Annotated in this window: 11 protein-coding genes; 4 read left to right on the top strand and 7 right to left on the bottom strand. The window is 47.9% G+C overall.

Annotated elements, in window-relative coordinates; genetic code table 11:
- Positions 1 to 111: 111 nt before the first annotated feature.
- Positions 112 to 2,298: an OsmC domain/YcaO domain-containing protein gene (locus tag FM042_RS00390; RefSeq protein ID WP_143233787.1), complete on the top strand. Its 2,187-nt coding sequence runs from the start codon at positions 112 to 114 to the stop codon at positions 2,296 to 2,298.
- A gap of 75 nt (positions 2,299 to 2,373) precedes the next feature.
- Here FM042_RS00390 and FM042_RS00385 read toward each other — a convergent pair whose 3' ends face one another.
- The 6 genes from FM042_RS00385 to tig all read right to left on the bottom strand — a co-directional run bounded on the left by FM042_RS00385 (position 2,374) and on the right by tig (position 10,742).
- Positions 2,374 to 4,242: a SurA N-terminal domain-containing protein gene (locus FM042_RS00385; RefSeq protein ID WP_143233786.1), complete on the bottom strand. Its 1,869-nt coding sequence runs from the start codon at positions 4,240 to 4,242 to the stop codon at positions 2,374 to 2,376.
- Positions 4,243 to 4,380: 138 nt separating this feature from the next.
- The gene (hupB, locus tag FM042_RS00380; protein ID WP_143233785.1) at positions 4,381 to 4,653 is read right to left on the bottom strand and encodes a nucleoid-associated protein HU-beta; all 273 of its coding nucleotides are present in this window, start codon (positions 4,651 to 4,653) and stop codon (positions 4,381 to 4,383) included.
- A 272-nt stretch (positions 4,654 to 4,925) separates the two neighbouring features.
- Complete coding sequence (gene lon, locus FM042_RS00375; protein ID WP_143233784.1) at positions 4,926 to 7,292, bottom strand: endopeptidase La; 2,367 nt, start codon at positions 7,290 to 7,292, stop codon at positions 4,926 to 4,928.
- A 116-nt stretch (positions 7,293 to 7,408) separates the two neighbouring features.
- A complete protein-coding gene (gene clpX / locus FM042_RS00370; RefSeq protein ID WP_143233783.1) occupies positions 7,409 to 8,686 on the bottom strand; it encodes an ATP-dependent protease ATP-binding subunit ClpX in 1,278 nt (425 codons plus the stop codon).
- A gap of 43 nt (positions 8,687 to 8,729) precedes the next feature.
- A complete protein-coding gene (clpP, locus tag FM042_RS00365; RefSeq protein WP_143235546.1) occupies positions 8,730 to 9,353 on the bottom strand; it encodes an ATP-dependent Clp endopeptidase proteolytic subunit ClpP in 624 nt (207 codons plus the stop codon).
- Between the two features lie 84 nt (positions 9,354 to 9,437).
- A complete protein-coding gene (tig, locus tag FM042_RS00360; RefSeq protein ID WP_143233782.1) occupies positions 9,438 to 10,742 on the bottom strand; it encodes a trigger factor in 1,305 nt (434 codons plus the stop codon).
- A gap of 368 nt (positions 10,743 to 11,110) precedes the next feature.
- Between tig and FM042_RS00355 the strand changes: the two genes are divergently transcribed.
- The 3 genes from FM042_RS00355 (at position 11,111) to FM042_RS00345 (ending at position 13,862) form a co-directional block, all read left to right on the top strand.
- Positions 11,111 to 12,640, top strand: coding sequence for a GGDEF domain-containing protein (locus FM042_RS00355; RefSeq protein ID WP_143233781.1), 1,530 nt, complete (start codon positions 11,111 to 11,113; stop codon positions 12,638 to 12,640).
- A 105-nt stretch (positions 12,641 to 12,745) separates the two neighbouring features.
- Positions 12,746 to 13,147: a DoxX family protein gene (locus FM042_RS00350; RefSeq protein ID WP_143233780.1), complete on the top strand. Its 402-nt coding sequence runs from the start codon at positions 12,746 to 12,748 to the stop codon at positions 13,145 to 13,147.
- Positions 13,137 to 13,862 carry a hypothetical protein gene (locus FM042_RS00345; RefSeq protein WP_143233779.1) on the top strand — a complete coding sequence of 242 codons (726 nt, stop codon included), beginning with the start codon at positions 13,137 to 13,139 and terminating at the stop codon, positions 13,860 to 13,862. Before FM042_RS00350 ends, FM042_RS00345 begins: the two co-directional genes overlap by 11 nt.
- 32 nt (positions 13,863 to 13,894) lie before the next feature.
- Here FM042_RS00345 and FM042_RS00340 read toward each other — a convergent pair whose 3' ends face one another.
- On the bottom strand, positions 13,895 to 14,491 hold the full coding sequence (locus FM042_RS00340) for an IMPACT family protein (RefSeq protein WP_143233778.1): 597 nt from the start codon (positions 14,489 to 14,491) through the stop codon (positions 13,895 to 13,897).
- Positions 14,492 to 14,501 lie beyond the last annotated feature (10 nt).

Raw genomic sequence — 14,501 nt, 5'->3', positions numbered from 1 at the left:
ACATAGGCGGCTCACAGGAACCAAGAGTTTCCATGTGAGCCGCAGATTAATCCACCAAAACAAGGTACAATACGGCATATCATCCGACTGCCTAACCTCGGTACCCTGTGCATGGAAATTAAAGTCAATTTTCTCGACAACCTTCGCTTAGAAGCTAAGTTTGACGATTTTACGGTCATTACCGACCAACCCATTCGTTACAAAGGCGATGGCTCTGCTCCAAGCCCCTTTGATTATTTTCTCGCCTCATCTGCACTCTGTGCGGCTTATTTCGTGAAGGTGTATTGTGTAGCACGAGATATTCCTACCGAGAATATTCGCTTATCGCAAAACAATATCGTTGATCCCGAAAACCGCTATAACCAGATTTTTAAAATTCAGGTCGAACTGCCTGAATCGATTTCCGAGCGGGATCGTGAAGGCATTTTACGGTCAATCGACCGCTGTACGGTAAAAAAAGTCGTGCAAACCGGGCCCGATTTTCAGATTGAGACCGTTGAAAACCTCGACCAAGACGCCCAAGCGCTATTACTTGCCAAGCCTCCTGAAGGAACCGCTACTTATATTCCGGGTAAAGATCTCCCCCTTGAGCAAACCATTGCAAATATGACCGCTATTCTCGCGGACTTGGGGATGAAGATTGAGATCGCATCTTGGCGCAATATAGTACCGCACGTTTGGTCATTACATATTCGCGATGCCGCCTCCCCCATGTGTTTCACCAATGGCAAAGGCGCTACCAAAGAAAGCGCACTCTGCTCTGCCCTGGGTGAATTTATCGAGCGCTTAAGTTGTAACTTCTTCTACAATGACCAGTTCTTTGGAGAGGAAATTAGCACCAGTGACTTTGTACATTATCCAACTGAACAATGGTTCCAACTGAGCCCAGACGATGCCTTACCCGACGGACTTTTAGACACCTATTGTCGGGAGATATACGACCCAGAAGGCGAGCTGCGCGGCTCCCATTTGATTGATACTAACTCCGGTAATCGGAAACGGGGTATCTGTGCCCTGCCTTATGTCCGTCAATCCGACGGTGAAACCGTCTATTTTCCATCCAACTTAATTGAAAATTTATTTCTCAGTAACGGGATGAGTGCCGGAAACACATTAGCTGAGGCGCAAGTACAATGCCTGTCGGAAATTTTTGAACGGGCCGTAAAAAAGCGCATTATCGAAGAAGAAATCACGCTTCCCGATGTGCCTGCTGACGTTCTTGCCAAGTATCCAGACTTAGTAGAAGCCATTGCGGCATTGGAGGCTCAAGGCTTTCCTGTGTATGTGAAAGACGCTTCTCTTGGTGGCCAGTTCCCAGTTGCCTGCGTTACCCTGATGAACCCGCGTACCGGCGGTGTATTTGCGTCGTTTGGCGCCCATCCAAGTTTACAAGTTGCCTTAGAACGTAGTCTTACAGAATTGTTACAAGGACGGAGCTTTGAAGGCTTAAACGATATCCCATTACCAACGTTTAACTCGATGGCAGTAACCGAGCCGAATAATTTCGTTGAACACTTTATCGATTCTACCGGGGTGATTTCCTGGCGCTTTTTTAGCGCAAAGGCGGATTACCCATTCCATGAGTGGGATTTCTCTGGAACCAATCAAGCGGAAGCTGACACTTTGTTTGCGATCTTGGCAGATATGGGCAAAGAAGTGTATATGACCGTCCATGAGGATCTTGGCGCGCCAGTCTGTCGCATTCTCGTGCCTGGTTATTCGGAAGTGTACCCTGTGGAAGATTTGATTTGGGATAATACCAATGTTGCCCTCGACTACCGTGAAGATATTCTCAACCTGCACCGGCTAAGCGATGACGCACTTGCCGATCTGTTAAATCGTTTAGAAGAAAGCCAGCTGGATAATTACACTGATATTATCACGCTCATAGGCGTTGAGTTTGACGAGAACACCGTATGGGGCCAATTAACGATCCTCGAACTGAAATTGTTAATCTGTCTTGCCTTACAAGAGCATGAAGCCGCCTACGAATTTGTCGAGAGCTTCCTACAGTACAACGACAATACGGTCGAGCGGGTCCTGTTTTACCGAGCGGTGCATGCAGTATTAGAGGTAGTTCTCAGTGACGATCTTTCGCTTGAGGATTACTTAGCCAGTTTTCAACGTATGTACGGCACATCCGTTATGGACGCCGTGGTAGGCTCTGTGAACGGCGATATTCGCTTTCATGGCCTCACTCCCACGAACATGCAGTTAGAAGGCTTAGACAAGCACCTGCGCCTCATTGAGAGCTATAAGAAGCTGCACGCGGCACGGGCAGCGAAGGCTGCGCGATAAAACACCGGAGCAGATAAAGAAAAGCCGAGCTGGGAAACACCCTCGCTCGGCTTTTTTACATTCATCGCGTTAATTTTAGAGGCGACGTTCAATCTTCGCTTTTGATTTCAGACCTTCCATCAGCGCCTGATAGGCTAGCTCAGAACGTTGTCCTTCAATCTGACGACCAAAACGTTGCTGTTCAGCTGCATCAGGAACGCCAGGCATCACGTGCGTGAGCTCAATGATAGCTGCGTCACCATTTGCTAAGGTCACCGCTGCATATGTCGCGCTGTCTGAATGCGCCATACGGAAGAGCTGTTGACGCACCGCACCAGGCAGTTCACCACCAAAGCGTGGGGCTGCTTCAATTGCCCGGAACGCGACGTTCTCGTCAGTGATCGCTTCACCTGCTTGGAGCTGCGCCAATAAGCTTTCCGCATATTCTTTGGCTAAACGCTCAGCTTGCTGCTCAGCTAGGTACGCATATATATCATTACGCACTTCAGCGAGGTCACGGATACGCGCTGATTCATAGTCATCTGCACGCACCACTAATGAGCGGCGGTCAAGCTCTACCAGTTCACTATTCATGTCCAACTCACGTACATCGTCCGAAAACGCTTCGGCAAGTAGGCGTGGGTCGTCGTAGCCTTCCGGCGCTTGTGCGCGACGGATCCACGGAGACGTTTGAATCGTTAAACCAAGCTCTTCTGCAGCCACCTCAAGGGTATCTGGATACTCAAAGGTCAATCGTGCCAACTGTTGCTGCAGTTCGAAATACACACGTTCCGCCTCTGCTTGCGCAATGTTGCGGCGAATATCCGCTTCAACATCAGCAAATGAGGTTGTTTCCGCAGGGACCAGTTCAGTGAGCTTTACTAAGTGGAAGCCGAATTCAGAGCGAACAATACCAGAAACATCCCCTTCTTCAGCAAGGGCAAAACCCGCATCTTCAAGATCAGGATCGAAGCTGTCACGCTCTAACCGTCCTAATTCACCACCATCTTCGCCGCTGAACATATCATCAGATTCCGCCGCCGCTAGGTCGGCAAAGTCTTCACCTTCCTCTAAACGCGCTTGAATCCCTTGAATCCGCGCATACGCCGCGTCTTCATCATCACCGAATTCAACCAAGATATGCGCAATCGAGCGCAGTTCTTCTGACGCAAACACCGCAGGGTTATCGTCGTAGTAGGCACGAACTTCGCTATCGCTCACGTCGATCGTGGCGACTACATCGTTAAAATCAAGCGCAACGTAGGCTAAGCGGATACGCTCTTCCTGACGGAACTGCTCTTGATTATCAAAGTAGAAGTTCTCAACCGCTTCGTCGGTCACCTCAACTTGATCGGCGAACCGCTCTACTGAAATCGTTGCAAAGCGGCCTGAGCGGCGCTCATTTTGCAGCATCTGCATACGCTCAATTTCATGAGGCAGAGCAAATTCAGAACCCAACACGCCTTGCAGCATCATAATGCGGCTCATTTCCGCTTGCAGATAATCGCGGAACATTTCAGGTGTATAGCCCGCGTTATTAAGTAAGCGTAAATAAAGGTTGTTGTCGAACTGGCCGCCGACCTGAAATTCAGGCATTTGTCGGATCTGTTCTCGCAGCACTTGGCTCGATTGTTTAATACCAATTTTGCCAGCGAGTTCTATTGCCAGTTGTTCTTCAATCATTTGCTCCAGAACATCACGACGCATTTGCCGCATATAGTTCTCGTCAGCAGCTAACAGGTTGAACATATCGCCAAACTGTTGCTCCATCATTGAGCGTTGATTTTGATACTGGCGCTCGAACGCTGCGCGAGTGATTTCTTGATCATTTACTTTTGCCACGTAATCGGAGGCACCGCCGCCTAAATACGCGCTAACACCAGTAAATGCGAATGCAACTATTATTAGAAACAGGATGACCCTTACTATTGGCCCCTGTGACCCTTCACGAATCCTATCGAGCATGGTTTATCTCTTTTCAACACTAACCGCAGTTATGTAAACCCTTGACATGAAAAAAGCGCATCAGGCGATGCGCTTCTTGCAGTCATCGCGCCGCGGATTATAACACAATATCGCGGCGTGTCAGAATGGGTTACTACTTTAGTTTACCGCGTCTTTCAGTGCTTTACCCGCTTTGAAGGCTGGTACTTTTGCAGCTGAAATCTGAATAGTCTGGCCAGTTTGCGGGTTACGACCGGTGCGAGCTGAACGCTCACGAACGGTAAACGTACCGAAACCTACCAGTGCAACTTGGTCGTCCTTCTTCAGTGCATCTGTTACTGCGCTGATAAAAGAGTCAAGAGCGCGACCGGCAGCTGCCTTTGAAAGTTCTGCGTCTGCTGCGATTTTGTCAATAAGCTGAGACTTGTTCACAGTATCATCCCCTTAGATTGTTATTATGGAGTTCCGTGGTTCCATTGTTCCATGTAGTTTCAATGGGCCAGCAAAGTTTATAACAAGCTTATACCATTAGTTCAAGCATCCCTGATGCTCATTTTGAGACACCCATTTTCCCTGCATGCCTTACAGCATAAAGGCGTGGGCGACTTTGCTTAGGCTATCACAGTGATTTCGGATGAAAAGCCTTTTTCTGTAAAATTTAACAAATTTTCTTCATTCCGCCTAAAAAACCACCTAATGAATAGCTATTTTTTTGACGTTTTCTTCTTATTTTTCTGAGGCTTATATGGTTTTTCTGCCAAAGCAAAAGTAAGCACGTCATCTATCCACTGAACAGGGAAAATTTCCAGATCTGCCTTCACATTATCTGAAATTTCCTTGAGATCGCGCTCATTTTCTTTCGGAATAAGCACTCGTTTGATGCCACCACGGTGTGCTGCAAGTAATTTTTCTTTCAATCCACCGATGGCTAACACCTCACCACGCAGGGTAATTTCACCTGTCATGGCAACATCAGCACGCACCGGATTTCCCGTTAACGAGGAAACTAATGCAGTGACCATAGCGATACCTGCACTTGGTCCATCCTTCGGAGTCGCCCCTTCTGGAACATGCACATGTACATCTCGCTTCTCGTGGAAATCGTCCGCGATACCCAATTTCTCTGCGCGACTGCGCACAACGGTCATCGCCGTACTGATAGATTCCTTCATCACATCACCTAGGGAGCCGGTGCAGGCCACCTTCCCCTTCCCGGGCACGCTGGTGGCCTCGATCGTCAATAGATCACCACCCACCTGTGTCCACGCCAAACCGGTCACTTGACCAATTTGGTTTTCTTCTTCGGCTTTGCCAAAATCGAATCGGCGAACACCAAGAAAATCTTCGAGGTTCTTCTCGGTGATTTTAACTTTCTTCAACTTCTTATCGAGCAAAATACGACGTACCGATTTCCGACAGAGCGTGGAAATTTCACGTTCTAAGTTCCGCACACCCGCTTCTCGCGTGTAATAACGAATAATGCCAAGAATCGCGTCGTCGGCGATATCCACCTCGCCTTTACGTAACCCATTGCGCTCCATTTGCTTGTTCAGCAAGTGTTGCTTAGCAATGTTTAGTTTTTCATCTTCGGTGTAGCCCGATAAACGAATCACTTCCATTCGGTCCAGTAACGGCGCTGGAATATTCATGCTATTCGACGTTGCAACGAACATTACATCCGACAAGTCGTAATCAACTTCGAGGTAATGGTCGTTGAAGGTACTGTTTTGCTCGGGGTCGAGTACTTCAAGCAGCGCCGATGATGGATCACCACGCATATCCGACGACATTTTGTCGATTTCGTCGAGCAAGAATAGAGGATTCCGCACTCCGACTTTGGCCATTTTCTGCATCAACTTGCCTGGCATTGAGCCAATATAGGTGCGGCGGTGCCCACGGATTTCGGCTTCATCACGCACGCCACCAAGCGCCATGCGCACATATTTGCGGCCAGTTGCCTTGGCAATAGATTGCCCGAGCGAGGTTTTACCCACACCCGGTGGACCAACGAGACATAGAATAGGACCGCGTACCTTTTTGCTGCGCTGTTGCACCGCAAGGTAATCAAGAATGCGCTCTTTAACCTTTTCTAACCCATAATGATCGGCGTTGAGAATCGCCTCGGCATCGGTAAGGCTCTTTTTCACCCGCGACTTCTTAAACCAAGGTACACCAGTCATCCAATCGATATAGCTGCGCACGACTGTTGCTTCCGCCGACATTGGCGACATCATTCGTAGCTTCTGTAACTCGGCCTTAGTTTTATCTAAGGCTTCTTTCGGCATTTGTGCCGCTTCAATTTTCTTTGATAGCGCTTCAAACTCGTCAACACCGTCTTCGCCTTCACCGAGCTCTTTCTGAATCGCTTTCATTTGCTCATTCAGATAATACTCGCGCTGGCTTTTCTCCATCTGTTGCTTCACACGATTCCGAATTTTACGTTCAACCTGCAAAATATCGATCTCGCCTTCCATCAGCGCCATCAAATGCTCAAGACGATCTTGTACGCTGACAATTTCCAAAACCCGTTGCTTATCGTTCAATTTCAATGGCATGTGAGCAGCCATCGTATCAGCTAGTCGATCCGCATCGTCGATGCCATTGAGTGACGTTAACACTTCCGGAGGCGTCTTTTTATTGAGCTTTACGTAGCCTTCAAATTGATTCAACGCCGAACGCACGAGAATTTCTTCTTCTCGCTCGTCGATTTGCTCGCACACCAATTCTTCTACATCGGCTCGGAAAAAATCACCGTCTGGATTCCATTGTGTCACGCGCGCTCTGCGTGTTCCTTCAACAAGCACTTTAACGGTGCCGTCGGGGAGTTTCAGTAGTTGCAAAATGGTCGCAATGGCGCCCACTTCATAAATATCTTCTGATTCGGGTTCTTCTACGCCGGCGTCTTTCTGGGCCACCAGAAAAATTTCTTTATTGTCGTCCATGGCTGCATCAAGGCAGCGAATTGATTTCTCACGCCCTACAAACAAAGGAATCACCATATGCGGGTACACTACAACATCCCGCAGTGGAAGCACTGGCATCCCCTGACGTTTACCGCTCGATTCTGTCATTTCTGCGTCCATAATCATCATCCGAATACGTTATCTTACTCTCTAATATGCGGCTTAACTGAGAAAGTTCAATGGCTTTTATGAAAAAGGGGCCGAGCGGCCCCTTGATTGTCGATTTATTCGCCAGATGCTTGGGCATCCTGGCTATTTTCATAGATGAGAATGGGATCGGAATCTCCTTTGATCACAGATTCATCGATCACCACTTTGCTAACGTTCGTCATCGATGGAAGCTCGTACATAGTACCTAGCAATACATCTTCAACGATCGAGCGCAGTCCGCGCGCGCCGGTTTTCCGCTGCATCGCTTTACGAGCAATAGCGCGCAATGCATCCTCACGGAACTCCAGATCAACTTTCTCCATACCTAACAATGCACCATATTGCTTCGTGAGTGCATTTTTCGGCTCGCTGAGAATTTGCACGAGAGCATCTTCATCTAGTTCAGTCAGACTGGCAACAACAGGTAGACGCCCAATAAACTCAGGGATCAAACCGTATTTTACGAGATCTTCTGGCTCCACTTGCGTGAGTAGGTCAATCTGCTGTTTCTCATTTTTGCTCTTCACTTCAGCACCAAAACCAATCCCGGTGCCTGTCGCTAAGCGCTGTTCAATGACTTTTTCCAATCCGGCAAAAGCACCACCGCACACAAACAAGATTTTTGACGTGTCGACTTGCACGAACTCTTGCTGCGGATGCTTACGTCCACCTTGTGGAGGTACAGAAGCCACCGTTCCTTCAATCAATTTCAGAAGTGCTTGCTGAACACCCTCACCGCTTACGTCACGTGTGATCGACGGATTGTCTGATTTACGTGAGATCTTATCGATCTCATCAATATAAACAATGCCGCGCTCTGCTTTTGCCGCGTCGTAATCACACTTCTGTAGTAATTTCTGAATAATATTCTCAACATCTTCACCCACATAACCGGCTTCCGTTAATGTGGTGGCATCCGCCATGGTAAAAGGCACATCTAGAAACCGCGCAAGGGTTTCCGCAAGCAGAGTTTTACCGCTACCTGTAGGGCCAATTAACAGAATGTTACTCTTACCTAGTTCAATGTCGTCTTGTACGCCGGCATTGCGTAAACGCTTGTAATGATTGTATACCGCAACCGCAAGCACGCGTTTGGCGCGGTCTTGACCAATTACGTAATCATCAAGGTGCTGCCGAATCTCTTTCGGCGTCGGTAGTTTATCTTCACTGCTCTTTGGCGCGATGTTTTTAATTTCTTCGCGCAAAATATCGTTACACAGATCAACACATTCATCACAGATGAATACGGATGGTCCTGCAATCAGCTTTTTCACTTCATGTTGGCTTTTGCCACAAAAAGTACAATACAGCGACTTCGAACCTTTACCACTACCGGTTGTTGAATCAGTCATTTACTTCTCCGGACGTTCCTGTAGACCAGAATAACCAGTCTACTTATTTCTTCTGTTGCTGCCGCTTTTCTAACACTTTATCAACCAAACCGTACTTCACCGCTGTTTCAGCGCTCATAAAGTTGTCGCGATCCGTGTCTTGGGCAACGCGCTCAATATCTTGGCCGGTATGCTCGGCTAACAAACGATTGAGCTTATCTTTAATATACAATATTTCTTTGGCATGGATCTCTATGTCTGATGCCTGCCCTTGAAAACCGCCCAACGGCTGATGAATCATGACTCGCGAATTTGGTAAACAAAAACGTTTGTCTTTAGCACCACTGGCGAGTAGAAACGCGCCCATACTTGCTGCCTGACCAATACAAATGGTTGAGACATCGTTGCGGATAAACTGCATCGTATCATAAATGGCCATGCCTGCGGTGACAGAGCCACCGGGTGAATTGATATACAGATAGATGTCCTTTTCTGGATTTTCTGATTCCAAAAATAACATTTGCGCCACAATGAGGTTGGCCATCTGTTCTTCAACAGGCCCGCATAAAAAGATGATGCCTTCTTTGAGTAACCGCGAATAAATATCAAATGAACGCTCGCCTTTCGCAGTCTGTTCAATCACCATGGGTACTAAGGCTGCCATGGGGTCCGGCACTGAATCTCGCATCATGCACTACTCTCCTAGAAAAAAAATGGCTCGGATGTTTCCACCCGAGCCATTAAACCAATTCCTGAGAAAATCAGCAAACGCTTATTTGCCTTCAGGGTTCATCACTTGATCAAAAGACAACGTTTTCTCTGTCACTTTTGACTTTTCAAGCACCAGATCAATGGCCTGATCTTCCAGAACAACGTTCTGTACTTGTTGTAATGCTTCGTTGTTTGACTTGTAGTAAGCCACAACTTCTTGCGGATCTTCATAGGCAGAAGCGGTTGAGTTAATCATTTCTTCAACCCGCGCGTCGTCTACTTTAATTTCATTGTCACGAATTACCTGGCCAAGTAACAAGCCCACCTTTACGCGCTCATCCGCTTGCTCAGTAAACAAGTCGGCTGGTAATTCAGGCATGTTCTTAGCGTTGCCACCAAACCGTTGCATCGCTTGCTGACGCAATACATTAATTTCTTGTTCACGCATGGCGGCAGGAACAGGAACATCTGTATTAGCGGCCAGTAACCCTTTGATTACCTGCTGCTTCACCTTGTTTTTAATGGCACCTTTGAGCTCACGCTCCATATTTTTGCGAACTTCGGCACGCAGGGCATCGATACCGCCATCACCAATACCGAATTGGCTTGCAAACTCATCATTCAATTCAGGCAATTCAGGCGCTTCAACTTTCTTGATCACTAAATCGAATTCAGCCGGCTTACCTTTCAAGTTTTCTGCATGATACTCTTCAGGGAAGGTCACTTCGATGGTTTTCTCAGCGCCGGCTTTCAAGCCTTTCACGCCATCTTCAAAACCTGGAATCATGCGGCCTTGGCCCATTTCCAATTCGAAATTTTCAGCTTTGCCACCTTGGAATTCTTCGCCGTCAACACGGCCGAGGAAATCCATGGTAACTTTATCGCCGTCTTTCGCGCCACGCTTTACTTCTTTAAAGGTTGCGTGCTGCTTGCGTAATGTTTCAAGCATGTTGTCGACGTCTTTATCAGTGACTTCAGCAACGGGCTTTTCAACCTTCACTTTATCCAAATCTTTTAATTCGATTTCTGGGTAGATTTCGATCGTTGCAACAAACTCTAAATCTTTGCCTTCTTCGTCGACTTTAGCTTCGAAGCGAGGTGAACCCGCTGGGTTAATTTTCTCTTGAATTAACGCTTCGATGTAATGACGCTGAATTTGCTCCATCACCACGTCTTGGCGAATCTCAGGACCAAAACGCTTGGCGACTAGGCGCACTGGTACTTTTCCAGGACGGAAACCGTCCATGCGTACAGTACGTGCCTTTTGTTGAATCTGCGTTTTCACCGCAGTATCAATCTTCTCAGCCGGAATCGTGATGGTAATCCGGCGCTCTAAACCTTCAGTTGCTTCTACAGAAACCTGCATTGCGTTGTTACCTCAGCATCACTTAATGGTGCATGTTCGTATTACCGCAGCTCACATCATTGCGGCTGCTCCAAAATCTGGGGTGCCCATACTCGCAGCACTCACCCACGCTTTTTCTGAAACGCCCAGTTCTAATCATGAACTCGTTAAAATCGGCACTTCTTGAAAAAATGACGCGACATTATAACGATCACAACCCCATGAGTCGAGCGTGAGCGCCCAATAATTCCACAAGAAATACACGTCTGTATAGAGTTTTTGACATTTACCACGCGGCGCAGCATTGACATTCACGCGATAAATCAGCACTCTTTTGCAACATAATAATAACGATTCTTTCTACTTCTCTCTTGGAACAAGGTTCATTTATGGGGCGTCAATTACCCAATTCCGCTGAACTGATCGCGGTTTTAGATGCATTGCCTTTGGCGGTGTTCTACACCATTCCTGCTAGCAACGCACAGTCCTCACCGGTGGTGCATGCAAACCAAACTGCATTAGAGATGTTTGGCCTCTTCGATGATGGGGATATTGCCAATCAACTCGAGCACCTTGCGTTCACTGTTGATCGGGAATTGATCAGTTTGCCTCGCGAAGTATCCCCGCTAATGTCGCCGATTATTGCCGGACTCAGCGGTGACCACGTTGAGCGTCGCGACCTTATTTTCAACGGTCTGCCATTAAATGTACAAAGTGCGTCGGTACACATGAAAGAAGGCACAGGCTTTCTCGTTACTATTCAACCTCGCGATCATCGGCTGTTCCGCCATCAGGGGCAACATGCCGATTTACTGACCTCCGAGATTTCGCTGCGTGACTTAATTTCCTTCGATAAGCTCATTTCGGAATTATCAACTAAGCTCATAAATGCCCAAGGCGACGAAGCGGAACAGCATATTCAGCAAGCACTTGCCGCGCTCGGGGAGTTTTGCCAGTCAGATCGCACCTACGTATTTTTATTCGAATACGATATGTCAGCCATGAGCAACACCCACGAGTGGGTCCGCGAAGGTATCACCAGTCACGTCGATGACTTACAGAATGTTCCGTCTGAAGGTCTTCCTTGGTTCTTCGAGCGAATTCAAGAAGAAGGTCTATTTGTTATTCATGACACCTCGAAGATACCCGAAGAAGGTGCTGCCGAGCGCGCTGAATTCGAACGCGAAGACATTCGCTCGATGCTCTGTGTTGCCATGTATGCCGCCAATGAAATGATCGGGTTCGTCGGATGCGACATGGTTGCTCGCGAGCGACATTGGTCGGAAGCCGATATTCGCCGCTTCAAACTGGTTGGCGAAATGATTGCCAACGCGATTCAAAGCCAACGTTTTTATCAGTCCTTGCACACCTCGCAACAGCAATTAATCGCAGCAAACGATGCTCTCCGAGAATTAGCGTTGCGCGACGGTTTAACTGGATTAGCCAACCGCCGTCAATTCTCCGAGCGTTTGGAAGAAGAAATTTCGCGCTCACGCCGACAAGATTTTGCCCTCACAGTGGCCATGTTTGATATCGACCATTTCCGCAAATATAACGACCACTATGGGCTGCAGGCTGGTGACGGTCTATTGCGCCGTATAGCCGACATTCTGCAATCGCATTTTCGTCGTCATGGGGAATTAGTGAGCCGGTACGACGGTGCTCGGTTTTCAGTTTTAATCCCGCATGTTGAATACACCATGGCGAAAAAACGAGTCGCGAGCTTTTTGCAGTTACTCAATGAACTGGCCATCGAACACAAGGATTCACCCCAGGGGTTCGTATCGATGAGTGCCGGGATTGCTGAAGTGACCGACAAGTTAACCGCCGATGATGCAATTTCTGAAGCGGAAAATAATCTGGGTCAGGCGAAACGAGATGGCCGAAATCAGGTCTTTCCACGCATCGAAAATAAATAGCTGTTTTTTCCGTTAAAGTGTTTTAATGTGTGGTGGTGCATCTGCGCCGTATCCGGTGCACTTCCTTTGCTGTAAAACTACAAACAAAATGTGAGGAAGAGCTACATGTCAAACCCACTCAAGAAACTCGCTGCCTATCAAGGCGAAATCACTGCAATTTTGCGTATCACCACTGCCTGGATGTTCTTACTCCACGGCACGGCTAAAATATTCAAATGGCCAGCGGTAGATATGTTCGCAGAACTTCCATTGATGTCGTTTTTTGGTGCCGTTGGTATCCTAGAAATCATTCTTGGGGTACTCGTACTTATCGGATTCCAAACGCGGATAGCTGCGTTTTTGGCATCCGGCATGATGGCCATCGCATACTGGGGCTGGCATGCCCTTGAGCACGGCAGCTGGTTTATGCCGATGATGAATGGTGGAGAACCAGCAGCGTTATTCTGCTTTATCTTCCTATTCCTTGCCGCTGCAGGTCCAGGTAAATGGAGTCTCGATGGTAAGTAAATGTTGTCGGCTCGCGGTTCTTTCCGCGAGCCTTATTCCCTTACTATTCATCACCGGTTGCAGTACCCCTGTTGAACCTGAGGGGTTGGCTGATATCTACGTCGACGACGGCGTGGTTCACTACTCAGGACCACTGAACACACCTAGCTTTAATCATTTGCGCGAACTATTTGAGCAAGACAACCCGCCTAGAATTCTCGCTGTTAATAGTGTGTCTGGTGACCCCATGGCGGCCATGCAAATTGGTTATTTATTGCAACGGCACCAAGTCACTCTGCGTATCCGTGAGCGCTGCGAAGGTCTTTGTGCCAATTATTTGTTTACCGCAGCTTCCGTCCGCGAGGTGTATCCCGAGGCACTCATTACGTGGTCTGGTGGAGCGCTTAATCAAAGCGTAATTTTACAATGGGAAAGCTACATTCTGCCGGGTATTCGTGATTTTGTAACCCGCTATAGTGATCAATATTTACGTCGTGAAACACGCTTTTTTGAGCGTGTTAGTGTTGATCAACATATCACTATTTACGGATTCCACCCGCGCCTCGGTTGCATGGATTACGAGCGCTTTAATTACAGTTGGCCGGATCTGGTAAGTTTGGGGATTGGAGAAACGCGATTTGTGCAGCACACATACAAAGATGCGTTCTCACATGCGGATAACGACATCTGTCGTGTCGACTTAAGTAATCGACACCTACTACTCAACGAGAAATAAAACTCCGACCGCTAGCATGCATTTGCTTGCGGTCAGTCGAGCTCCCAGGTGGCATGAAACTGCTCGCACCAAGCCTGTAAGCACTCTAATTGTGCACTAGGTAAAATGACCTGCAGCCTCACCTGCTCACCATAGGTTACTCCACTCACCACACCATCATGACTGGCAAGCCAATGTCGTAAGCTTTGCTCTTGGGAGAAATCCAACGCTACCAGGATTTGCGATTGTGCAATGTGCGCGCTTATTTTTAACGCCGATAATACCTGTTCTGCCGCTTGCGAATATGCACGAACTAAGCCCCCAGCACCGAGTTTAACACCGCCAAAGTAGCGACTAACAACCACGATGACGTCCCCAATACCTTTATGCTGAATAACGTTTAAGATCGGTTTTCCTGCGGTTCCGCTGGGCTCGCCGTCATCATTTGCGGCACCACTGCTTGCCGACTGCGGATGGCCCACTAAAAAGCCATAACAATGATGCCCGGCATCCGGGTAACGACGTTGCATGTCGGCAACCACTGCAAGGGCTTTCTCTCGGCTCGGCGCATAAGCGGCACGTGCGATAAAACGACTTTTCTTTACGTCCAGCGTGATTTCTAGCTCACCGGCAGGAATGGGGTAACTCATCGTCTTACCC

Source organism: Aliidiomarina halalkaliphila, from assembly GCF_007096385.1.
GTDB classification, from domain to species: Bacteria; Pseudomonadota; Gammaproteobacteria; order Enterobacterales; family Alteromonadaceae; genus Aliidiomarina; species Aliidiomarina halalkaliphila.
Note: the sequence above shows the minus strand (reverse complement) of the source record. Positions and strands in the feature narration are given on the sequence as shown.